The following is a 20,203-nucleotide window of genomic DNA, read 5'->3' as shown; positions in this document are numbered from 1 at the left end:
TATCCCGAGCGGCAAGCATGTCTTTGACGTGCTGTGCAAGCAATTGGTGATCGAACATCGATTGATTCCGCCGCGTCACCCGCAAACCAACGGCATGGTCGAACGCTTCAATGGCCGCATCAGCGAGGTCGTCAACCAGACCCGTTTCGGCTCCCGGGCCGAACTCGAATCGACGCTGCGCAATTACCTGAAAATCTACAACCACAACATTCCCCAGCGCGCCTTGGATAACGCAACACCGATTCAGGCGATGAAGAAATGGCAGGAGAAAAAGCCGGAATTATTCGTTAAACGCGTATATAACCAGGCCGGTCTTGACAGGTAGCCAGTAAGCCAGGCACTATTCGGTTCGTTGATCGAATCAAATCCAAGGCATCTTGTTCTGTATATACCATCGTGGTACTTAAGTCACTATGCCCTAGCAAGGAGGCGACATGTCGAATGTCCTGACCAGTCAGCAACGCTGCCTTCGCAAAGGTATGTCTCAGCCAATGTGGAGACACCTGACGTAATAGAATTGACCGTTCAATGTCGCCAACGGATTCCAGAAAAGCTGCTGCTTCACCAAGGCGTTTCTTCACGATGTGATATAGCCCGTGTCGTGTTGTGACTGGTAGCCAAGCCTGAAAGTACCGTCGTGACTGAACGTCTTTGATCGCGCTACCAGCTGACAGCATCGCGTTCCTGTCCGTTCGCGTTGACAGCAACAAAGCCGTGCTTTCGACGTCATCAGGGAGCGACGACATCCCAAATGCTTCCCGATAAATAGTCAGCGCCTCAAGCACCTGGCGGGGGACCGGTATCTTTCGTTCCTTTTGTCCCTTCGCAGTCTCCTCACGAACCACCATGACCCAGTATGTTTTTCCGTCCTGTGGATCAGATAGGCGATAGAAGGCCGACATGGTTGCCTTCACCAACTCGCTGGTACGAAGACCGAGTTCTCTCAGTGCAATGAAGATGAACCGGTCACGGGCGTATGCTTGGCGCCGGCTAAAAGTAGGCTTTTCCTCGGCATCCATCGCTTCTAGCACGATGTCGTACAAGTCGGGGGTTACAGCGCGATTGGTATTCACTTTCCTGACCGAGCCAGCACCGTGTAATCCCATTGGATTGATTTGAATATAGCCCATCTCTCGCCAGGCTCGAAACATCGCATGGATACATCGCTGAATGTCAGAACGGCTACTCTTAGACGGCCGCGTTCGGAAGGGCGTATGTCCGTCTTCGTCAGACCGTGCGTATCGCAAGGTTTCGGCATCCTGCGCGCACAATGCGCTTTCAGGCAAATTGCTAAGGAATGCAAAAAATGTCTCGACGTCCTGTGCAGTCCAGCGCGAGGGCGGTACCAAATGCACGTTTTCACAGAACCAGCGCAGTTTTGCCAGATGATAACCGTAGGTCGCAACGGTCTCTGGGGAGTTTCGTCGGCCGCGACTGGCAATTGCCCGAAGCCACACCTGTGCTGCTTCCCAGTCGTCAGCGACCGGGCCTAGTCCGTGAGAAACGGGCAGGGCGGTTGGCAATATCGTCGAATTCAAAACACGAATTTCGTTCATGGTAGTTTGTCCTTGGAAAGCGCCGGTGGTATCGATGCGCCGTGACGATACGCTTGCTGTCGGAAGGTTTCCAGAAGTAGCAAGTCCTTTTGCCGTTGGGCTTCTATTGTCGAACATCGCTCCTTCCAGGAGCGAGCTTCCCCTCGCGCATCATCGATCGATTGAAGCGCGAAGGTGCGTATGTCGGCGAGTTCTACAGTCAGTTTCGCTACGGTTGCCAAGTGCTGGCTCAATACTTGGGCGGAGTCTTCAGCTTCTTCTGTCTGCATCTGTATAGCTTGATGGGCAACCTCTAGTTCCGCTGTTAATCGCGCACAGCTGACGCGCAAATCGCGAACCTGTACCTCAGCTTCCCGTAATCTCGATGCGTAGAAATTTATTTGCGCCAAGTCACCTTGGGCAGTACCGCGAGCAACCCTCAACAAGGCAGATTCGACCACCTCGGCGACAACTGCTCGCAAGGCACCGGAATTTTCAAACTGGCGCGGTGCGGCACTGTACTTGTCAGATATGGACGCTGTAGTTGGCATCGAGGAAATTTCATTTGCCAACGCCTCTTTTTCCGCAGCTAGCGTACTCGTCGACGGTCGCCGACCCTGCGCGTAGGCGCTCAGTAAGCGGTGGTAAATGGAAGGACTGTATAACTTGCCCGTAATTTCTTGTACCGCGCGCAGAAAGGCGCGCACGAAAGGGCGGTGATTTCGTGGGTTCAGAGGAAAGAGTGCCTGTAGCTCGGCAGTTCGCGCGGAGAGCGCACGGGCTTGGGCATCGGTAAGGGAGAAGGCAGGCCTGGACATGGTGTCATTCGAAGATAATCCACAAGTACGATAACAGTCATAAATATAACTGTCAAATATGACTACTTACCTTAGCACGCATTAAGGTAAGTAAAATTGACGAAGGTTGAATCAATTCGAGGGGAATTTTTTTTAGCGTTTCTCGAGAAATTTTGGAAAAAATTGACCATCGAGGAAAAAGTACTTGAAAAAACAACTAGCACTATATATAGTTAAATTTGATTGTTTATTACTGGATGTAGCTATTTAAACTTAACATGGAGAAAATCATGGCAGCCAAAGGGACTAGCGGTAAAATTTCATCGGCGGCAGGTCGCACCCTCGGCAATTCGAGTGCGTCTGCGATGCAACGAAGTTTGGCTGCAAGCGCGTTAGCCCAGTCAGGTACGCAAAAGGTAACTGGCAAAGACATGGAGGCGAAGGCTTCAGCTGCGCTTAAGAACCCAAATTCTGCGGCCACCACCAAATCTCTTGCTGGCTCCTTGGTATCTCAGTCAGAAAACAAACGCTAGTAATTAGGGGGGAGAGACAGGGGTATCACTGCGGTTGTCAAGTCTTGAACACCGCAGTTTTTCCCTCAAAAACCTTTTAGCGATGTAGAACAAATTCGGTAACCTTGCTCTGTAGAACAGAGCAATCTGCATAAGTCTTTGATATGGTTTTGAAGTTCTTGGACTCGTCAGCACCGTTGCGGCCAGAGGGTTTAGGCGCTGGCTCTCACAGGAACCTATGTCGGACATAGGTTCATTTTCTGTTCGCAGGCAGAGAGCCTCAGATTGCCCAGTGCTGAGATAACGCAATTAAGCCGACGATAAGTGTCGCAATGACGCAGACGCGGCTTTAGATCTCGAATTTTAGGAACATGCCGGCGTACTGCCAGTTGCTGGAAGATCGTGGAAGTGCTCGGTTTCAAAAGCTTCCACCAGCGTGGCAAGCAGTGCGAGTCGATTACCTTCAGGGGTACCTAACGCTGAGGACATCAAACTCTCTATCTCTCTAAGAGCAGCCTCATAGTCCGACAAGGTTTTGATCAATTCAATTTCCACTTTTAGCCCCATTTCTCTCGTTGCATCAATGCAAACCTGCGTAGCTGTAGATGGCGCCGCAGCAAACTCAATCACGGATTTTCTCACAAAACCTACCAAACATCGGCCGATATCCGGACAGTTCTATATTCAACTGGGCACAGATGGCGGAAAGAACAAGTTTAGTTACTTTCTTAGTGACTTTCGTATCTTGGCGACAGAGCGGAGAAGCCGTGCGACATCTAGTGGCACCTTTTCGGACGATTTCGTAAATACCCCATAATGATGTCGCAAAACACCTCAGAATGATGTCGGCGTACTGCCTCCAAAGATACCGATAGTCTCATCAGTTCTCCTCACTTCATTTGACATAATATAAATTATGCGAAGTTATGGATAGATTTGAGCAAACCCCCATTTTGCCAACTCCCCAATCGCAAATGCGATTTCCTCCATCTGCGCAGCGCTGTAGCACCAACGCTGGGCGCTACAGCTTGATGAAGCTACATGAAATATGGCTGGTCCCCGCCCGTGTTCGGTTTGTTCACGCCCAGGTTGGCGTGCAGGTGCCAATCTGGCGCTTCGATGATGCTGGCGATCAGGTTTGCCACACTCCTGCGCGACGCCGCGGTGCCTTTGAATGGCGCTTGGGGCGTGGTCGTTTCGTAGTCGACTTCGTCTTCGTCCGTCATCCCGGCTGGGCGCACGATGGTGTATGTCAGGCTTGAGCTTCGATGGCGTCGGCGGCGCGGCGCAATAGTTTCAGGTCGTCGGCCAGCACGATGCCGTTGGGCGGGACTGGCGTGGGCAGTTTGCCGGAATAATCCACTCGGGTTCAAAACGAGGTAAATTCCCTTGTCGCGGGTGTAGCCCAAGCGCCTTGTCGCATGGTAAATTGCCGGCAACGGCAGGCTTTCCAGCGCTAGCAATAGAAAAAATAAGCAATGAAATCAGTCATTTACCGACTAATTTTGATGATAAGTCTCAACAAATGCATGACCCAGGCGCCTCTTTGGCACTGCTTGTCCCTTGCCGGCGCGCTGGCCACCACGGCCGCCTTGTCCGCCTGCGCCAGCAAGCCTGGCCCATGACCGGCACGCGCCCTGCGGTCGTCGGCTGCCGTAACGGTCGACGCCACGCAGTTTTTGTCCAGGAAGCAGCTAGTCGACTGGCAACTCGACCTGGACCAGCGCTACCTGCGTGCCACGGGATCGCCCCGGCATGAAGCGTATATCGACGTCCTGCGTGAACGCCTGGTGCGCGCTGGTGTCAAACAGCTGCGCTTCGAGCCTGTCAGCTTCCGGCAATGGTCGGTGGAACCGGGACACTGGAGTCTGGAAGTGATCGATGGCGACCGGCTTGGCATACTCGCTGCGGCCGGTTACATTCCGTACTCGGGCGTCACGCCGCCGTCCGGCCTCGTCGCGCCCCTGGTATACTTGGCGCCCGGCAGCGAGCCCGATGCCAGCCTGGCGGGCAAGCGGGTGCTTGTCGAGATGCCGAAAGTGGCGTGGGCGGACCAGGTCTTCCACGACAGAGCTGTGCACGTGCACGTGCACGATCTCGACCACGCCATGGCGCCAGAGACGCCATATGCGCGCCCGTTCCAGATGCTGGGGCCGTTTATCGCCTTGCTGGACAGCCTGCAGGCGGCCGGTGCGGCGGGCGTGATCGTCATTCTTGACGCACCGGCATCCACGGCGTACGGCCTGTATGCGCCCTCCGACGGCCAGGTGCGCCAGCTGCCTGGCGTGTTTGTCGACCGCGACCGGGGCCAGCGCCTGCGCGACCGCGTGCAGGCGGGCACGGTGCCAGCCTTGAGGCTAACCATGGATGCCACCGTGCGGCAGGTGCAGACGCGCAATCTGGTGGGCATTATTCCCGGAAAACCGAGGAATTGATGGTGCTTCACAGCCACACGGATGGCCCGAACGCGCTGGCAGATAATGGGCCGAACGCCATCGTCGACATGGCCCAGTACCTGGCGCGCCTGCCGCGGGACAGCCTGCCGCGCAGCATTATGCTGTTGTTGTCGAGTGGCCATCTCGCGGGCGACGTGGGCATCGAGCAGTTTATTGACCACCACAACGACGATGGATTAACGCAGCGCATCCGTGCGATGCTGACCATCGAGCACCTGGGTGCGCTGGAATGGCTGCCAGACAGCAACGGTTATTGAGGCCCTACGGGCAGATTTGAGCCGGCCGCCCTGTTTGTGCCGCGCACGCCGGCCCTGAAGGCTGCCGCGTATGCGATGCTGAAGCACGCCGATGCGGCGCCCGCGTTTGTGCTGTCGTCGGGCAATCTTTGGCATGGCGGCAGGCCGAAGATTGCAGCCTTGCCGGGTGCAGGCCTGCATTTCCGCGATGCGCAGCGCATCCCCACGCTTCACTACTTCTCGGGCCCAGCCTATCTGCTCAACTACGGCGTCAGCACCGTGATCCGCCTGGAATACCAGCTGATGCAGCGCGAGACGGTGGCCTTGACGCAGATGCTGCCGGATCTGTCGCGCGTGCCGTATGCCGATTTGCGCAAGGAAACAGCGCCGTAGCCGTCGCGAGAGTACTCCGCCCTTCCCCGCCCTGCTCCCGGCGCCCTTGCGTACACCATACCAGCGCACTGGAAAACAGGCACTGGTATGGCCCGCATCGCCCATTCCCTGGGGCAAGGTCGAAACTGGTATTGTTATCTTGCGCAAAGAATAAAACCAGTTGACGACCACTTGTAATACTTGCACTCTGACAAATCGGACGGTGTCCAGCCGGCCGGCCATGAAAAAATACACAAGGAGATGCAATGCACCGGACAGTCATGAATACCCTCATCCTTACGCTCTTCGGCGGGACATTGGCCGCCTGCGGCGGCGACGGAGCCAGCGCCGGCGCAAGCCAACTGCTGGCCGGTGCGACCACAGCGGTGGCCTGCTACACGCCATGGAACAGCGGTACCGCTTACAATGGCGGCGGTCGGGCCAGCTACAACAACGTCAATTACACGGCCAACTGGTGGACGCAAGGCAATAATCCAGCGACCAGCAGCGGTGGCGGCGGCAGCGGCCAGCCCTGGACGGCGGTGGGAGATTGCGGCACGCCGACTCCTACACCAACACCAACTCCGACGCCTACGCCAACTCCTACGCCAACTCCCACACCGACTCCTACGCCAACGCCAACAGGCCTGGCCAGGCACGCGCTGATCGGCTACTGGCACAATTTCACCAACCCCAGCGGCGCCACCTACCCGATCAGCCAGGTCAGCGATGACTGGGATGTGATCGTCGTCTCGTTCGGCGACAACGCGGGCGGCGGCAACGTCAGCCTGACCATCGATCCCGGCGCGGGCACGGAAGCGCAATTCATCGCCGACGTGGCCGCCAAGCGGGCGAAAGGCAAGAAAGTCATCCTCTCGCTGGGTGGGCAAAACGGCTCCGTGTCCGTCGGCAACACGGCCGAAGCGACGAATTTCACCAACAGCCTGTACGCCATCATCACGAAATACGGTTTCGATGGCATCGACCTGGACCTGGAAAATGGCGTGGCGCAAGGCGCGGCCATCCAGACCTATCTGCCGATTGCCGTGAAAAACCTGAAAACCAAGGTTGGCAACGGCTTTTACCTGTCGATGGCACCCGAATGGGTGTATGTGGAAGGGGGATACACGAGCTATGGCAGCATCTGGGGTGCCTATATTCCCATCATCAATGCCTTGCGCAGCGAGCTGACGGTGCTGCACCCGCAGTATTACAACAATGGCGATATCTATACACCCTACGCCACGGGGGCCATCAAGGCCGGCTCGGCAGACCAGCTGGTGGCCACGGCGCGCATGCTGATCGAGGGATTTAACTATGGCGGCAATACCTTTGCCGGCCTGCGTCCGGACCAGGTGGGCTTCGGCGTGCCATCGGGCCGCAGCTCGGCCGGCTCGGGTTTTACGACGAATGCCGACGTCAGCAACGCCCTGAATTGCCTGACGCGCCTGCTCAATTGCGGCAGCATCAAGCCGCTGCAGGCGTATCCGGACTTCCGCGGCGTGATGACGTGGTCGATCAACTGGGACCGCCACGACAACTATAATTTCTCCGTGCCGACCAAGAATGTGCTGAAGACCCTGCCGTAACCGCCTTGGTCCGACTGCGCATGGGAGCCGCAATGCTCACATGCGCAGCAGCGCCGCGCCCAGCACGCGTATCTGCAGTGCTATGCCCTGGCGCAACGCATCCCCTCCCCCTTGCGTGTGCTTGATGCCATTCATGCTGGCCACCAGCAAGGCGGCAACTTGCGCGGCAGTCGCGTCCACCCGCCGCAGCGCGATATCGCCCGCCGCTTCGGCCTGTTCCAGCGCGCCGGCCACTGACGCCACCAGCGTCGCCCGCGCGCTCAAGGTGATGTCGGCGGCCAGGGTCATGTTGGCGTCGAACAACTCCTGCCCGTGGGCGCTGGCTGAAATTTCCGCCATCAAGCCTTGCTGAAATGCCAGCAGCGCCGTTTCGATGCGCGTGAACACGGGGCCGGGTTCGGCCAGCGCCGCTGCCACTTGCGCCATGACGGTGGCATGTGCCCGTTCGGAGCCGGCGCGAAACACGTCTTCCTTGTTCTTGAAGTGCAGGTACAGCGCGGCGCGCGACATATCGGCCGCCTGCGCGATGTCGAGCATGGAGGTCTTGCGGTAGCCGTAACGGCAAAACACGGCCAGCGCCGCATCGAGTATCCGTTGGGTTTTCAGGGTGTGGAGTGACATGCTGGCATGTTGACACTATGGATATATAGTGTCAACATGATTTTTGGACAAAAAAACGTCAAAGTGTCAATAACTTACTCAAACAGGACCGCCATGACCGATTTCAATGCTGCACTGACTGAAGAACAGCAGATGGACCTGCTGCGCCACACGGAACGCAGCCGTTTGCGCGCCCTCGTGGCCGCCGATACACAGGCGGCGCGCGCCCTGCACGCCGACGACTTCCAGCTGATCACGCCCATCGGCAGCATGCTGTCGCGGGAAGAATACCTGGGCGCCATCGCCTCCGGCCACATGCGCTATGTGAGCTGGGAGCCGGAAGCGATCAGCGTGCGCCTGTACGGCACGGCCGCCATCCTGCGTTACTCGGCGCAGCTGGAAATCGTCTTCGGTGGCTACACCGTGCCGCGCGCCCGCTACTGGCATATGGATAGTTACGAATGGCGCGATGGGCGCTGGCAAGCCGTTTGGTCGCAGGCAACGGCAATCCGCTGACCTGTGCAAATGCGGCATCATCCAGCCGCTGCGGGCCTGCCCGGACTTGCGCGGCGCTCGTGGCGCCATCGCGGCCCGGCCCCGCAGGGCGTCGCCGGTGCCCGGTAAAGCGTGCTTCATGCCTGCCGCTATTGCGGGTCGCATGGCTTTGCCCTATTCTGCTGCTCTTATGGCAATTCCTGGGGCCGTCACATTCATGTTCACACTGCGCTCCGCTATCGATGGCCTGCGAACCTGCCTGTCCGCGCGACGCTTGTGCGTGGCCGGGCTGGCTGCGCTATTCGAATTCGCCCTGTTTACCCTTTCATGGGAAGACCCGTTAGGGTACCTGGCCATGGCGGTCTTCCTGCCAGCGCTGGCAGCGCTGCTGGCGTATGGCCTGTTCGAGCGCTGGCCGCGCCGCTTGCCCGGCAGGCTGCCCCGCTGGGTGTTGCAGGTGGTGGGCGTGGCGCTGGCGATCATGCTGACCCTAGCCAGCCTGTATCTGTTCAATACCAAGCCCGGTGCGTCGCCGTTCTGGCAGGTGCCGGAGCGGTTGCAGAGCTATGTATCTCTCGCTTTCCTGGGACTGTTGCTCGGCCCATGGACGGCGATGGCCGCCCTGCTGCGCCAGCGCGACGCCCGCGTGCGCGAAGCCGAGCGCACGCGCGGCGAGCTGGAACGCCAGGCCCGCGATGCGCGCGTGTGGCTGCTGCAGGCCCAGGTCCAGCCGCATTTCCTGTTCAATACGCTGGCCAGCCTGCAAGCCCTGCTCGATGCGGGGTCCAGCCATGCGGCGCCCGTGCTGGCGCATCTGGTCACGTATCTGCGGGCCGCCGTGCCGCGCCTGAGCGAAGCGGCCACCCGCCTGGAACAGGAACTGGAAATGGTGCGCGCCTATCTGGTGCTGATGCAGATGCGCATGCCTGACCGCCTGCAGTTCGGCATAGACGTCGCGCCCGGCTGCGAAAGACTGCAGTGCCCGCCCATGACCCTGATGACCCTGGTCGAGAACGCGGTGCGCCATGGCATCGATCCCTGCATGGATGGCGGGCGCATCGATGTGCTCATTACCGAGGCGAATGGCCGCTGCCATATCGAGGTCAGCGATACCGGAGCTGGCCTGCAAGCGGGCAGCCCCGGCCTGGGCACGGGACTTGGCAGCCTGCGCGAGCGCCTGGCGCTGATGTTTGGCGGCGAAGCGGCCTTGCGCATCAGCGAACTGGCCCCCCACGGTTTCCGTGTTTCCATAGAATGCCCCGCATGGCCATGATACTGACCGCCCTGATTGCCGACGATGAACCCTTGCTGCGCGCCAGCCTGCGGCGCCAGCTGGCCGAGTGCTGGCCGGAGCTGCTGGTCGTGGCCGAAGCGCGCAACGGACCGGAGGCGCTCGCGCTGTTCGAGCTGCACCAGCCGGCGGTCTGCTTCCTCGACGTGCACATGCCGGGCCTGTCCGGCGTGGACGTGGCCAGCCAGATCGGCCGCCGCGCCCACCTGGTCTTTGTCACCGCTTATGACCAGTACGCGGTGCGGGCCTTCGAACAGGGCGCGCTCGACTACCTGGTCAAGCCGGTGCAATTGGCCCGCCTGGCCAGTACCGTGACGCGCTTGCGCGAACGCCTGGCGGCCATCGAGCCCGGCGCGGCCAGCGAGACGCTGTTGCGGCAACTGGCGGCGTACCTGCAGGCCGCCCCCGCGCCGGGACCAGCGCCAGCTGCACTGCGCTGGCTGCGCGCCAGCGTGGGCCCGGCCGTGCGGCTGATACCGGTCGATGATGTCGATTACCTGAAGTCCGACGACAAGTACACGCTGGTTGCCTGGCGCGACGGCGGCAAGCCCGCCGAAGCGCTGCTGCGCAATTCTCTCAAGGAATTGCTGGTGCAGCTCGATCCACAGCAGTTCCAGCAAATCCACCGGGCCGTGGTGGTCAACCTGCATGCCGTGCGCCAGGTCGTGCGCGGCGCGCACGAGACGGCCGAAGTGACCTTGAAGCACCGGCCGGAAGTGCTGCCGGTCAGCCGCTCCTTCCTCCACCTGTTCAAGGCGGAATAGTCCCCGGGCGCGACAGGGCCGCGTCACTCATCGTGCATGGGCGCAGTTTGGCCCCCTGGGCGCGTGACGCGTCGGATCGGCCTTGCCGCGGCGCGCCCGTGTGCCGACACTGCGCTGGCTGGTCCTGCCTCGGCAGGCTTGATCCCACTCCGACAAAGGTGTATCGATGAACCAAACAATCTCCGCCGCCACGCGGCAAGCCGCTCCCCTGTTCACCTCGCCGCTGCAGCATGGCGCCGCCGTCCCGCTGGGGCGGTGGCTGGGACTGGGCTTGCTGTGCATTTTCGGCCTGGGCATCTGGTCGAATTTCTGGCTGCAGGAGCAAGTATTTGCCGCGCCGGGCTTCCTCTTGCGGGCGGCCGGCATGCCGCTACAGGTGGGGCTGATCGTCATGCTCGGGCTGCTCACGGCCCTGCTCGGGCTGGCCATCGCGGCAGCTCTGCGCGGCCTGTATGGCGAGCAACACCCCCTGCTGAGCCGTTGCTACGTGGCGCTGGTGGCGGCGGCGCTGGCAACGAGCCTGTTCGAAGGCACGCTGCTGCTGGCCATGCGTAGCCTGAGCGTCGCCTTCCTCGCCTCGGGCGCCGACGGCAATGCCTATGAGCCGGCGCGCGCCCTGCTGGCGGGGCTGCGCAACGGCGTGCACTTTCCGGACAAGCTGCTCGGCGGTCTCGGCGTGACCCTGATGTATCTGCTGCTGTACCGCGCCCGGGCGATCCCGCGCCTGCTGGCCCTGGCTGGCATGCTGGCCGGCGTGCTGCAGTGGATTGCCGTCGCGCGCGAACTATTTGGCCTGGACGTGATGCACGCCTTGCTGATTCCGCTGGGCCTGGTGTACCCGCTGACCGGCCTGTGCCTCTTACTGCGGGGCCTGACGGCGGCTAATTAACCGTCATCGCGGCAGAAGCAATGAGATGCAGGCTATTAATAGTCTGTATCTATTGATTCGGTTGAAATATTTTACTTCCTTTTGTAAATGAGAATCGTTATTATCTAAATCAAGGATAAGCGAATTCAACAGAAAGGAGCCTCCCTTGTTCACCGCCATCAAAACATTCAGCCAGGTCTGCACGCACATGTCGATCGCCTTCGGCCTCGCCTATTTGCTGACGGGGTCGCTCGCGCTCGGTGGCTTGGCCGCCATCATCGAACCGATCATCAATGTGGGCTTGCTGCCATGGCATGAAAAAGCCTGGCACGCGATCCGCCGCCGCTACGCCGCCAGCCGCGTGGGCTTTGCCGCCCTGGCCGGCGAAAAGCTGAGCCAGACGGCCCTGCACATGGGCGTGGCCTTCAGTGTCATGTACTGGGCCACGGGTTCCATGGCCTTCGGCGGCTTGCTGGCCGTGGTCGAACCGATCTGCAACGTGATCGTGCTGCCCTTCCACGACCGGTTGTGGGAAAAAGCCCGCTTTCGCCTGGAAAACCGGGGTGCGGCCCGTCTCGCCGCGCTGTAGTCCTCCTTCTCCTCCTCTTCTTAATTACCTGCCCACACGGGCGGCCGCCTTGGAAGCCACGGCGCCGCCCGCTCGAGCTGGCCCGCCAGGCGCAGCAGCACGCCATCCTGAGCGTAGCCCGCCATGAACTGCATGCCGATCGGCAACCCTTCATTCGACATGGTCAGCGGCACGGACATGGCCGGCAAGCCCGCCACGTTGGCCAGCGGCGTGTACGGCGAGTGCTCGAACAGGCGCGCCGTCCAGCCCAGCCCATCGAGTTTGTTCTCGTCCTCGCTGTAGCGCCCCAGCTGCCATGGCAAGTCCGGCATGGTAGGCGTCAGCAAGACGTCGTACTGCTCAAACAGGGCGCCGGCGTGGCGCGTGACGGTATTGCGCACGTCGAGGGCGGCCACGAAATCGACGGCCGACACCGTCTGCCCGTACTGGTAGCAGGCCAGGGTGGCCGCTTCCAAGGTGTCCTGCGACACGCCGCGCCCGCTTTCCTGCGCCAGGGTATCGATCCACGGCACCAGGTTGGCGCACCAGATGAGGGCATTCGCGTGCACGAACGCGTTCCACGACACGCCCAGCGCGGGCGCTACCTCTTCCACGTGGTGGCCCAGGCTTTCCAGCAGGCGCACGGTATCTTGCAGGGCGGTATCGACGGCAGGCACGGGATGAGTGCCATTGGAAGCCATGCGCTGCACGCCGATACGCAACCTGCCCGGCGCCACGTCCACCTGCGACAGCCAGGTGAAATTGGGCGCATGCGTCACATACGGTTCACCTGCCATCACGCCCTGCACGCAGTCGAGCAAGGCGGCGCTGTCGCGCACTGTGCGGCTCACGCCCAGTTGCACGCCCAGGCCGCTGAAGATATCGTCCATGGCGGGGCCATTCGAGACCCGGCCCCGGCTCGGTTTCAGGCCGAACAGGCCCGTCGAGGCGGCTGGCACGCGGATGGAACCGGCCGCGTCCGTCGCATGCGCCATGGGTACGATGCCGGCCGCCACGGCCGCCGCCGCGCCGCCGCTGGAGCCGCCCGCGCTCAAGCTGACGTTCCACGGGTTGCGCGTGGCGCCATATAAAACGGGTTCCGTGGTGGTGGCAAAGGCCATTTCGGGCGTGCTGGTGCGGCCGAACGTGAGCAGGCCGGCGGCGCGGAACTGCGTCATCAGGTGGGAATCGAGCGTAGCGACATGGCCGGCGCCCAGGCGGCTGCCCGCTTCGCTGCGCTGGCCCGCCATGGTGATGGCCACGTCCTTGATCAAAAATGGCACGCCGGCAAACGGCGCCGTATGGTCCAGGGTGGAAAAATCGGCCGGCCACAGCTCGACCACGGCATTGATCTGCGGGTTGACGGCGGCGCAGGCGCGCAAGGCGGCGTCGTGCAATTCGGCGGCGGAAACGGCGCCAGTGCGCAGCAGCTGGGCCTGCCCCAAGCCATCAAAGCTTGTATATTCATGGAGTTGCATCAGTTAGTTCCTGTAATGGGTGAAGAATGAAAGTCACAGGAACTACTCTAGGGCTTGCGCTATCATAGTATAAATGAATAATTGATATACGAGGTATAGCCATGAGCAATTTGCATAAGCTGGATCTACATAAGCTGGACCTGAACCTGCTGCTGACCCTGAACGCGCTGCTGATTGAACGCAACGTCACGCGGGCGGCGGCGCGTCTGCACCTGAGCCAGCCTTCCGTCAGCGTACAATTGGGCAAGCTGCGCACGGCCTTCGACGATCCGCTGCTCTTGCCCGGTCCGCGCGGCATGCTGCCCACGGCGCGCGCGCTGGCCCTGCTGGCGCCCCTGCAAGCCGTGCTGGCCCAGCTGGAGCACGTCTTGCAGCCGGAATCGGCGTTCGACCCGGCCACAGCCGAGGTCCGCTGGAATCTGGCGGCGGCCGACGCCACCGAATATGCGATCCTGCTGCCCATGCTACCTGCCCTGCGCGCGCAGGCGCCCCTGTCGCGCATGGCCGTGTTCGAAGCCGTGCCGGCGCGCATGGCGCAAGACCTGGAAAGCGGCCAGGTCGACCTGGGTTTCCTGGCCCAGGAAGAAGCGCCGGCCGGCTTGCGCCACCGCACCCTGTTTACTGAACACTATGTGCTGGCGGGCCGCCGCGACCACCCGCTGCTGCAAACGCCGCCCGATCTCGATAAATTCTGCGCGTTGGAATTCATCGTCGTCTCGCCCAACGGCGGCGGTTTCCGCAGCAATGTCGATACGGCGCTGCAGCAGCTGGGCCGCACGCGCAAGGTGGTGCTGTCCGTGCCGCATTTCCTGATCGTCCCACCCCTGCTGGCAAAGTCCGACATGGTGGCCTTGCTGCCGTCGCGCCTGTTGAAAAACGCCCTGGGCGCGCTGCGCACGTGGGAGCCGCCGATCCGCTTGCCCGATTACGAGATGGCCATGGTCTGGCACGAGCGCATGCACCTGGACCCGGCGCACCGCTGGCTGCGCGAGCGCATCATGGCCAGCTTGCAGGCTGCCACACACGAGTTTCCACTGCAAATGATCAGCACGCCATTGCCGTCACCTGGTATTTAGACGCCTGTGTATGCCAGCAAACAGAAGAATGTGGCGTTGGCGGCAATGATGGTGCACACTCCCCATCACAAGGAAAAACCATGTCCGCCATTCCACGCCCGCCCCTGCCCTACGAGCCGCACTACGAGTTTGAAGAGGAAGGCGAGCAGGAGACTTGCGCGCAGTTGCTGCAGACCCTGCACGGCATTTCCGCCACCACCTGTGCCGACTCGGGCCACGCCACGCGCAGCGTGCATGCGAAAAGCCATGGCTTGCTGCGCGCCCGCCTGCAGGTGCTCGATGGCCTGGCGCCCGAACTGGCGCAGGGCCTGTTCGCCACGCTGGCCAGCTACGATGTGGTCATGCGCATCTCCACCATCCCTGGCGACATGCTCGACGACAAGGTGTCCGTGCCGCGCGGCATGGCCATCAAAGTGATCGGCGTGCCGGGCACCCAGTTGTCCAGCCTGCAACCGGACGATGGCACGGAGCCCGCCAGCACGCAGGATTTCGTGCTGGTCAACGGCCCTGCCTTCCTGGCGCCCAGCGCGAAAAAATTCCTCGGCAGCTTGAAGCTGTTGGCCAGCACCACAGATAAAGTACCGCGCCTGAAACAGGCGCTGTCGAGCGTACTGCAGGGGGCGGAAAAGGCGCTCGAAGCAGTGGGCGGCGAAAGCGGCACCCTGAAAAGCCTGGGCGGCCATCCGCAAACCCATGTGCTGGGCGAAACCTACTACAGCCAGGCGCCCGTTTTGTATGGCACTTACATGGCCAAGGTGGCGCTGGTGCCCGTGTCGCCGGAACTTGCCGCCCTGAAAGCTGCGCCCGTCGACCTGGACGGCAAGCCCAACGGCTTGCGCGACGCCGTCGTCGCCTACTTTGCCCGCCATGCGGCCACCTGGGAAGTGCGCGTCCAGCTGTGCCGCGACATCGACAGCATGCCACTGGAAGACGCTTCCGTCGCCTGGCCGGAAGAAGACAGCCCGTATCTGCCCGTGGCGCGCATCACGGCCCAGCCACAGGCGGGCTGGAGCGAAGCTTTGTCGCGCGCGGTCGATGACGGCATGGCGTTCAGCCCCTGGCATGGCGTGCTGGCACACCGCCCCCTCGGTTCCATTATGCGCGTGCGCAAGGCCGCATACGCGATGTCGGCCCGCTTCCGCTTCGAGCGCACGGGCAGCATCGCCCGTGAACCGCGCAATCTCGACGACTTCCCTGTCAGATAGGACACCATGCATAGCGACGAGCCCACCCAATCCGATACCTGGCTGGGCAAGCTGGGGCCGGGCCTGATCACGGGCGCGGCCGACGACGATCCCAGCGGTATTGCCACGTATTCGCAGGCGGGCGCCCAGTTCGGCTTCGGCATGTTGTGGACCGTCTGCCTGACGTTTCCCCTGATGCTGGGCATCCAGGTCATCAGCGCCAAGATCGGCCGGGTCAGCGGGCATGGGCTGGCGACGAATATCCGCCGCCACTATCCCCGTTCCTTGTTATACGCCATTGTTGGCTTGTTGCTGCTGGCCAACGTCATCAATATCGCCGCCGACGTGGCCGCCATGGGCGATGCCCTCACGCTCATCATCGGCGGACCCACCCACGTGTACGCTGTCGGTTTCGGCTTGCTGTCGCTGCTGCTGCAAGTTTTCATTCCGTATCAACAGTACGTGCGCATCCTGAAATGGCTGACCCTGGGCTTGCTGGCTTATGTGGCCACCGTGCTGACCGTGCACATTCCCTGGGGCGAGGTGGCGCTGCGCACCGTCTGGCCGAAGCTGGCCTGGTCGGCCGCCTCGGTGACCATGGTCGTGGCCGTGTTCGGCACCACGATCAGTCCCTACTTATTTTTCTGGCAAGCATCGCAGGAAGTGGAAGACTTGCAGGCCGACGCGCGCACGGGCGCGCAAGCCTTGCGCCGCGCACCGGAACAGGCGCACAGGCACTTCCAGCGCATCAAGATGGACACGGCCATCGGCATGGGCTTTTCCAACCTGGTGGCGTTCTTTATCATGTTGACCACGGCCGTGACTCTGGGCGCGCAAGGCATCACGCACATCGACACCTCCGCGCAAGCCGCTTCCGCCCTGCGCCCCATCGCCGGCGAGTTCGCCTTCGCCCTGTTCAGCCTGGGCATCATCGGCACGGGCTTGCTGGCCATTCCCGTGCTGGCCGGCTCTGCCGCCTACGCCATGGCCGGCGCCTTTCACTGGAAAAACAGCCTGGAACTGGCGCCCAGGGCTGCCAAGAAATTCTACGGCATCATCGCCACCTCCACCGTGCTGGGCGCCGTGCTGTGCTTCACGCCGCTCGACCCCATCAAGGCCCTGTACTGGAGCGCCGTCATCAATGGCGTCATTTCCGTGCCCATCATGGCCCTGATGATGGTGATGGCCTCGCGTCCCGCCATCATGGGCACGCTGACCATTTCTCGCCGCCTGCGGGCGCTGGGCTGGCTGTCGACCCTGGTCATGGCGACGGCCGTGCTGGCCATGTTTGCCAGCCTGGCCTTCTGACTGTTACGCCAGCTTCGGCTTGAGCATGCCTTCCACGATGCCCAACACGGTCTGGCGTGGCAGCAAGCGCGGCAGCCAGGCCAGCAGCCGGTTGGGCCGGCCCGCCACGTGGCTGCTGCGGCCCCGGTCCAGGGCGCGCAGCGCTTCATCGACGACGGCTTGCGGCGTCATTCGCTGACCCACGGCCGCTTCGGGCGCGGCCACCACGTCAAAGAAGGCAGTGTCCGTGGCGCCCGGGCACAGGGCCAGCACGCGCACGCCGCGGTTGCGGTTTTCCGCCCACAGCGCCTCCGAAAACGACAGCACGAAAGCCTTGCTGGCGCCGTAAATCGCCATGTAGGGATCGGGCTGCAGGGCGGCCGTGGACGCCACGTTGATGATGGCGCCCCGTCCTTGCGCCAGCATGTGCGGCAAGGCGTAGTGCGTGAGTTGCATGAGGGCCGTGCAATTGACGCTTACTTCGGCCGCCTGGCGCGCCAGAGGAATGGTCTCGAACCTGCCGTGCGTGGCAAAACCCGCGTTATTGATCAGCACATCGGGCGGCATGCCCAGCGCGCAAGCCTGTGCATGGGCCTGGGCAGCCGCGCCGGGCAAGCTCAGGTCGGCCACCAGCGCATGCGCGCGGATGCCGTGGCGCCGGGCAAGGTCGGCGGCCAGCGTCTCGAGCACGGCGCCCGAGCGGGCCAGCAGCAGCAAATGCGCGCCGCGCGCGGCCAGGGTTTCCGCAAAGACACGGCCGATGCCGGACGACGCACCCGTGATCAATACGGTTTGATTGGAGTAATTGAAAGCGGTCATGGCAGCGGTGTGGAGTGAATGAGGTTTTCACTGTAAATTGTGGTCTTTAGTCCATGGTCAAGGGGAATCGATGCGTATCGGAGAAATCACCCGCCTGACGGGCGTCTCCAAGGACACTGTGCGCTTTTACGAGCGTCAGGGGCTGCTGGATGAAGCGCCGCAGCCGGGCATGACGAACAACTATAAAGAATACTCGGCGCAAGCCTTGCGGCGCATCGAGCTGATCGGCCACGCCAAGGCGCTGGGTTTTACCTTGAAGGAAATCGCCGAAGTCATTGCCGTCTGGCAGGAAAATGCCCTCGATGGGGAGACCAAGCGGGCCATGCTGGAAACGAAAATCGCCCAGATCGACGACAAGGCGCGTTCGATGGCCGTGCTGCGCGCCGGTCTCGTCGATGCGCTGGCAAAGGTAGAGACGGGCTGCGAGGACGGTGTGGCGATCGCAAGAAATTTACAAGGATAATCAATGACTTATTACACGCAGTACCGCCACCTGGCGCTTGAGGGCGCCAAGCCTGCCCCCACGGCGCAGCAGATCGCCGCCATTGAAACCTTGCTGGAAGCACCCTTGCCGCCCGCCTTCCTGGCCTTCCTGCAAGTGGCCAACGGCGCCTGGTTCGACTACACCACGGATGTGCCTGATGGTGATGGCGGCGTGGAAAAAATGGGCTTCAACACCTTCTTCAGCGCCGACGAAGGTGATTTCTGCGATGAAACGCTGGTGGGCGAAATCCGCGCCGCGCGCCAGCATACGAATATGCCGGCGCGCATCCTGCCCTTCGCCCGCGATGGCGGCAATTCCATGGTTTACCTGGATCTGACGCAAGAAGGCGGCGGTCGCGTGCTGGCCTATGTGCAAGAGTTGCCGGAATGGACGGGCAAGCGCGCCCACGGTTTCATCGAACTGGCGCCCTCCTTCGATGCCTGGCTGGACAGCCTGTACATCGACCGCGACACGTTGCTCGACGAACTCGAACACAGCGTCTCGGAGCCATCCCACCTGGAGGTGATGGCGCAGTGGCTCGACATCGGCATGCCCGCCTGGCGCCGCGATGCCGGCATCGCCGCCTTGTTTGCGCTGAAACAAGTCGAATTGTGCGCTAGCGAACAGGACTAGTCCTACGGGAATGTTCGTGCGTGTCCTATGGGTGTGCGCAGGCTGCGGGCTTAATATTGGCATCAGCTTGCAGAAAAAACCATACTCGAAAGGACGTCCATGCGCATCTCCACCACCAGTTACCGAATCCCCTCCCTGAAGAGCGTGGCCATCGGCGCCGCCGTCGCGCTGCTGGGCGGCTTTGCCATCAACAGCATTGCCGCTGCCGCACCGGGCGCCTACGACAAGCAATTCCTCAGCAAGGCCGCCGACGCGGGCAGCACGGAAATTGCCGCCAGCAAAGTGGCGCAAAGCAAGAGCAGCAATCCCGAGGTGAAGAAATTCGCCGACGCCATGGTCACTGACCACGCGAAAGTGGCCGGGGAATTGAAACAGCTGGCCAGCGGCAAGCAGATCGAGGTGAGCGACCAACCCGGTGCAAGGCACAAGCTGCAGATCGACAAGCTGAGCCGCCTGGAAGGCAAACAATTTGATGCGCAGTACGCGGCCAGCATCGGCGTGGCCGCGCACAAGGAGGCTGTGAAACTGTTCACCGATGCCAGCCGGATGGCCAGCGATCCCGACATCAAGGCCTTCGCCACGAAAAACTTGCCAGCGTTGCAACATCACCTGGACATGGCGAACGCCTTGCAGGCGGCATTGGCGAAGTAGACAGCCATACGGGGTGAAATGCGTGCTGTACATGCTGTACGGCAAGTACCTCTGCTCTTGACATACAATGCGACAACTTCGTTTCGGCCATGCCATGACCTCATGCAGCTACTCAAGAAAACCGGCCTGATCGCCGCCTCCATCCTGTTAGCGATCCTGCTGGCAGGCTGGCTGTTCATCAAGGTCAGCGCTGCGCGCAATGCCACCGTGTATGCCCAGCAGTGGAACGAGCAAGGCAGCTGCGTCATCAAGACCTATGTGCCCCACTACGGCAACGGCGTGCCGCACAATATGGTGCGCGCGCTCAGCACCTCCACGTTCTTCCGTGTGTACCACAAGGATGGCACCTTGCTGGAAAGCACGGAATGGGTGCTGGACATGCATGAAGACGGCATCCTCGACCATGCCCGCTGGGGCCAGAACCGCGCCATCTACCCGACCGACATGGGCTACGAAGGCTGGACCTTGCCCGAATGCGCGTGATTATTTAGCGATCAGTAGAAGGATC

At 61.5% G+C, this 20,203-nt stretch carries 24 protein-coding genes; 17 read left to right on the top strand and 7 right to left on the bottom strand.

The genetic code is table 11. The features are described from left to right. Nucleotides 1–325 (top strand): integrase core domain-containing protein (locus CSZ94_RS04465; RefSeq protein WP_146009737.1); only part of this gene is annotated, 325 nt, incomplete at its 5' end. On the opposite strand, the gene CSZ94_RS04460 is transcribed toward CSZ94_RS04465, so the two are convergent. The 4 genes from CSZ94_RS04460 to CSZ94_RS04450 all read right to left on the bottom strand — a co-directional run bounded on the left by CSZ94_RS04460 (nucleotide 288) and on the right by CSZ94_RS04450 (nucleotide 4,070). Next, nucleotides 288–1,556 carry a tyrosine-type recombinase/integrase gene (locus CSZ94_RS04460; RefSeq protein ID WP_180977363.1) on the bottom strand — a complete coding sequence of 423 codons (1,269 nt, stop codon included), beginning with the start codon at nucleotides 1,554–1,556 and terminating at the stop codon, nucleotides 288–290. The genes CSZ94_RS04465 and CSZ94_RS04460 overlap by 38 nt on opposite strands. Then, a complete protein-coding gene (locus tag CSZ94_RS27910) occupies nucleotides 1,553–2,353 on the bottom strand; it encodes a hypothetical protein (RefSeq protein ID WP_180977362.1) in 801 nt (266 codons plus the stop codon). The genes CSZ94_RS04460 and CSZ94_RS27910 overlap by 4 nt, the downstream gene beginning before the upstream one ends. Nucleotides 2,354–3,207: 854 nt before the next feature. Further along, nucleotides 3,208–3,474 (bottom strand): hypothetical protein, encoded by a 267-nt coding sequence (locus CSZ94_RS27520; RefSeq protein WP_146009736.1) that lies wholly within the window; start codon nucleotides 3,472–3,474, stop codon nucleotides 3,208–3,210. 407 nt (nucleotides 3,475–3,881) lie between these two features. Beyond that, a complete protein-coding gene (locus CSZ94_RS04450) occupies nucleotides 3,882–4,070 on the bottom strand; it encodes a hypothetical protein (RefSeq protein WP_102120407.1) in 189 nt (62 codons plus the stop codon). A 453-nt stretch (nucleotides 4,071–4,523) separates the two neighbouring features. On the opposite strand from CSZ94_RS04450, the gene CSZ94_RS04445 reads away from it, so the two are divergent. The 4 genes from CSZ94_RS04445 to CSZ94_RS04430 all read left to right on the top strand — a co-directional run bounded on the left by CSZ94_RS04445 (nucleotide 4,524) and on the right by CSZ94_RS04430 (nucleotide 7,497). Continuing rightward, complete coding sequence (locus CSZ94_RS04445; protein ID WP_102120406.1) at nucleotides 4,524–5,279, top strand: hypothetical protein; 756 nt, start codon at nucleotides 4,524–4,526, stop codon at nucleotides 5,277–5,279. Continuing rightward, on the top strand, nucleotides 5,279–5,557 hold the full coding sequence (locus tag CSZ94_RS04440) for a hypothetical protein (RefSeq protein ID WP_102120405.1): 279 nt from the start codon (nucleotides 5,279–5,281) through the stop codon (nucleotides 5,555–5,557). The genes CSZ94_RS04445 and CSZ94_RS04440 overlap by 1 nt, the downstream gene beginning before the upstream one ends. Before the next feature lie 36 nt (nucleotides 5,558–5,593). After that, the gene (locus CSZ94_RS04435) at nucleotides 5,594–5,929 is read left to right on the top strand and encodes a hypothetical protein (protein ID WP_102120404.1); all 336 of its coding nucleotides are present in this window, start codon (nucleotides 5,594–5,596) and stop codon (nucleotides 5,927–5,929) included. Nucleotides 5,930–6,189: 260 nt separating this feature from the next. Continuing rightward, complete coding sequence (locus tag CSZ94_RS04430) at nucleotides 6,190–7,497, top strand: chitinase (RefSeq protein ID WP_258000763.1); 1,308 nt, start codon at nucleotides 6,190–6,192, stop codon at nucleotides 7,495–7,497. Between the two features lie 36 nt (nucleotides 7,498–7,533). On the opposite strand, the gene CSZ94_RS04425 is transcribed toward CSZ94_RS04430, so the two are convergent. Further along, on the bottom strand, nucleotides 7,534–8,118 hold the full coding sequence (locus CSZ94_RS04425; protein WP_102120403.1) for a TetR/AcrR family transcriptional regulator: 585 nt from the start codon (nucleotides 8,116–8,118) through the stop codon (nucleotides 7,534–7,536). 93 nt (nucleotides 8,119–8,211) lie between these two features. Here CSZ94_RS04425 and CSZ94_RS04420 point away from each other — a divergent pair, with 93 nt between their 5' ends. From CSZ94_RS04420 to CSZ94_RS04400, 5 genes are all read left to right on the top strand, one after another. Beyond that, nucleotides 8,212–8,613, top strand: coding sequence for a nuclear transport factor 2 family protein (locus tag CSZ94_RS04420; RefSeq protein ID WP_102120402.1), 402 nt, complete (start codon nucleotides 8,212–8,214; stop codon nucleotides 8,611–8,613). A gap of 196 nt (nucleotides 8,614–8,809) precedes the next feature. After that, the gene (locus tag CSZ94_RS04415) at nucleotides 8,810–9,865 is read left to right on the top strand and encodes a sensor histidine kinase (RefSeq protein ID WP_180977361.1); all 1,056 of its coding nucleotides are present in this window, start codon (nucleotides 8,810–8,812) and stop codon (nucleotides 9,863–9,865) included. Beyond that, nucleotides 9,856–10,647, top strand: a complete 792-nt coding sequence (locus CSZ94_RS04410) for a LytR/AlgR family response regulator transcription factor (RefSeq protein WP_102120400.1) — start codon at nucleotides 9,856–9,858, stop codon at nucleotides 10,645–10,647. The genes CSZ94_RS04415 and CSZ94_RS04410 overlap by 10 nt, the downstream gene beginning before the upstream one ends. A 166-nt stretch (nucleotides 10,648–10,813) precedes the next feature. Beyond that, a complete protein-coding gene (locus tag CSZ94_RS04405) occupies nucleotides 10,814–11,536 on the top strand; it encodes a DUF4386 family protein (RefSeq protein ID WP_102120399.1) in 723 nt (240 codons plus the stop codon). A gap of 145 nt (nucleotides 11,537–11,681) precedes the next feature. Further along, nucleotides 11,682–12,104, top strand: a complete 423-nt coding sequence (locus tag CSZ94_RS04400) for a DUF2061 domain-containing protein (RefSeq protein ID WP_102120398.1) — start codon at nucleotides 11,682–11,684, stop codon at nucleotides 12,102–12,104. Nucleotides 12,105–12,124: 20 nt separating this feature from the next. On the opposite strand, the gene CSZ94_RS04395 is transcribed toward CSZ94_RS04400, so the two are convergent. Then, nucleotides 12,125–13,561: an amidase gene (locus CSZ94_RS04395; protein WP_102120397.1), complete on the bottom strand. Its 1,437-nt coding sequence runs from the start codon at nucleotides 13,559–13,561 to the stop codon at nucleotides 12,125–12,127. Between the two features lie 101 nt (nucleotides 13,562–13,662). Between CSZ94_RS04395 and CSZ94_RS04390 the strand changes: the two genes are divergently transcribed. The 3 genes from CSZ94_RS04390 (at nucleotide 13,663) to CSZ94_RS04380 (ending at nucleotide 17,129) form a co-directional block, all read left to right on the top strand. Beyond that, entirely contained in the window at nucleotides 13,663–14,637 is a 975-nt protein-coding gene (locus tag CSZ94_RS04390; protein WP_102120396.1) for a LysR family transcriptional regulator, read from the top strand. A gap of 80 nt (nucleotides 14,638–14,717) precedes the next feature. Next, complete coding sequence (locus tag CSZ94_RS04385) at nucleotides 14,718–15,842, top strand: catalase family protein (RefSeq protein ID WP_102120395.1); 1,125 nt, start codon at nucleotides 14,718–14,720, stop codon at nucleotides 15,840–15,842. A 6-nt stretch (nucleotides 15,843–15,848) separates the two neighbouring features. Further along, entirely contained in the window at nucleotides 15,849–17,129 is a 1,281-nt protein-coding gene (locus CSZ94_RS04380; RefSeq protein ID WP_102120394.1) for an NRAMP family divalent metal transporter, read from the top strand. Nucleotides 17,130–17,132: 3 nt separating this feature from the next. Here CSZ94_RS04380 and CSZ94_RS04375 read toward each other — a convergent pair whose 3' ends face one another. Continuing rightward, nucleotides 17,133–17,927, bottom strand: coding sequence for an SDR family NAD(P)-dependent oxidoreductase (locus CSZ94_RS04375; protein ID WP_102120393.1), 795 nt, complete (start codon nucleotides 17,925–17,927; stop codon nucleotides 17,133–17,135). Between the two features lie 70 nt (nucleotides 17,928–17,997). Between CSZ94_RS04375 and CSZ94_RS04370 the strand changes: the two genes are divergently transcribed. From CSZ94_RS04370 to CSZ94_RS04355, 4 genes are all read left to right on the top strand, one after another. Continuing rightward, nucleotides 17,998–18,390 carry a MerR family transcriptional regulator gene (locus CSZ94_RS04370; protein WP_102120392.1) on the top strand — a complete coding sequence of 131 codons (393 nt, stop codon included), beginning with the start codon at nucleotides 17,998–18,000 and terminating at the stop codon, nucleotides 18,388–18,390. A gap of 3 nt (nucleotides 18,391–18,393) precedes the next feature. Beyond that, nucleotides 18,394–19,044 carry an SMI1/KNR4 family protein gene (locus tag CSZ94_RS04365; RefSeq protein ID WP_102120391.1) on the top strand — a complete coding sequence of 217 codons (651 nt, stop codon included), beginning with the start codon at nucleotides 18,394–18,396 and terminating at the stop codon, nucleotides 19,042–19,044. A 99-nt stretch (nucleotides 19,045–19,143) separates the two neighbouring features. Then, nucleotides 19,144–19,695, top strand: coding sequence for a DUF4142 domain-containing protein (locus tag CSZ94_RS04360; RefSeq protein WP_102120390.1), 552 nt, complete (start codon nucleotides 19,144–19,146; stop codon nucleotides 19,693–19,695). 102 nt (nucleotides 19,696–19,797) lie between these two features. Further along, the gene (locus CSZ94_RS04355) at nucleotides 19,798–20,178 is read left to right on the top strand and encodes a hypothetical protein (RefSeq protein WP_102120389.1); all 381 of its coding nucleotides are present in this window, start codon (nucleotides 19,798–19,800) and stop codon (nucleotides 20,176–20,178) included. Nucleotides 20,179–20,203: the final 25 nt, after the last annotated feature.

Source organism: Janthinobacterium sp. ROICE36, assembly GCF_002869965.1.
Taxonomy (GTDB): Bacteria; Pseudomonadota; Gammaproteobacteria; order Burkholderiales; family Burkholderiaceae_D; genus Janthinobacterium.
Note: the sequence above shows the minus strand (reverse complement) of the source record. Positions and strands in the feature narration are given on the sequence as shown.

What these genes read in the sequence shown, in the direction of transcription:
- CSZ94_RS04375 (WP_102120393.1), bottom strand. Translation starts at nt 17,927, where the DNA reads ATGACCGCTTTCAATTACTCCAATCAAACCGTATTGATCACGGGTGCG.
- CSZ94_RS04370 (WP_102120392.1), top strand. Translation starts at nt 17,998, where the DNA reads ATGCGTATCGGAGAAATCACCCGCCTGACGGGCGTCTCCAAGGACACT.
- CSZ94_RS04460 (WP_180977363.1), bottom strand. Translation starts at nt 1,556, where the DNA reads ATGAACGAAATTCGTGTTTTGAATTCGACGATATTGCCAACCGCCCTG.
- CSZ94_RS04360 (WP_102120390.1), top strand. Translation starts at nt 19,144, where the DNA reads ATGCGCATCTCCACCACCAGTTACCGAATCCCCTCCCTGAAGAGCGTG.
- CSZ94_RS04365 (WP_102120391.1), top strand. Translation starts at nt 18,394, where the DNA reads ATGACTTATTACACGCAGTACCGCCACCTGGCGCTTGAGGGCGCCAAG.
- CSZ94_RS04420 (WP_102120402.1), top strand. Translation starts at nt 8,212, where the DNA reads ATGACCGATTTCAATGCTGCACTGACTGAAGAACAGCAGATGGACCTG.
- CSZ94_RS04355 (WP_102120389.1), top strand. Translation starts at nt 19,798, where the DNA reads ATGCAGCTACTCAAGAAAACCGGCCTGATCGCCGCCTCCATCCTGTTA.
- CSZ94_RS04430 (WP_258000763.1), top strand. Translation starts at nt 6,190, where the DNA reads ATGAATACCCTCATCCTTACGCTCTTCGGCGGGACATTGGCCGCCTGC.
- CSZ94_RS04395 (WP_102120397.1), bottom strand. Translation starts at nt 13,561, where the DNA reads ATGCAACTCCATGAATATACAAGCTTTGATGGCTTGGGGCAGGCCCAG.
- CSZ94_RS04410 (WP_102120400.1), top strand. Translation starts at nt 9,856, where the DNA reads ATGGCCATGATACTGACCGCCCTGATTGCCGACGATGAACCCTTGCTG.
- CSZ94_RS04390 (WP_102120396.1), top strand. Translation starts at nt 13,663, where the DNA reads ATGAGCAATTTGCATAAGCTGGATCTACATAAGCTGGACCTGAACCTG.
- CSZ94_RS04440 (WP_102120405.1), top strand. Translation starts at nt 5,279, where the DNA reads ATGGTGCTTCACAGCCACACGGATGGCCCGAACGCGCTGGCAGATAAT.
- CSZ94_RS27910 (WP_180977362.1), bottom strand. Translation starts at nt 2,353, where the DNA reads ATGTCCAGGCCTGCCTTCTCCCTTACCGATGCCCAAGCCCGTGCGCTC.
- CSZ94_RS04425 (WP_102120403.1), bottom strand. Translation starts at nt 8,118, where the DNA reads ATGTCACTCCACACCCTGAAAACCCAACGGATACTCGATGCGGCGCTG.
- CSZ94_RS04415 (WP_180977361.1), top strand. Translation starts at nt 8,810, where the DNA reads ATGTTCACACTGCGCTCCGCTATCGATGGCCTGCGAACCTGCCTGTCC.
- CSZ94_RS04450 (WP_102120407.1), bottom strand. Translation starts at nt 4,070, where the DNA reads ATGACGGACGAAGACGAAGTCGACTACGAAACGACCACGCCCCAAGCG.
- CSZ94_RS04405 (WP_102120399.1), top strand. Translation starts at nt 10,814, where the DNA reads ATGAACCAAACAATCTCCGCCGCCACGCGGCAAGCCGCTCCCCTGTTC.
- CSZ94_RS04385 (WP_102120395.1), top strand. Translation starts at nt 14,718, where the DNA reads ATGTCCGCCATTCCACGCCCGCCCCTGCCCTACGAGCCGCACTACGAG.
- CSZ94_RS04380 (WP_102120394.1), top strand. Translation starts at nt 15,849, where the DNA reads ATGCATAGCGACGAGCCCACCCAATCCGATACCTGGCTGGGCAAGCTG.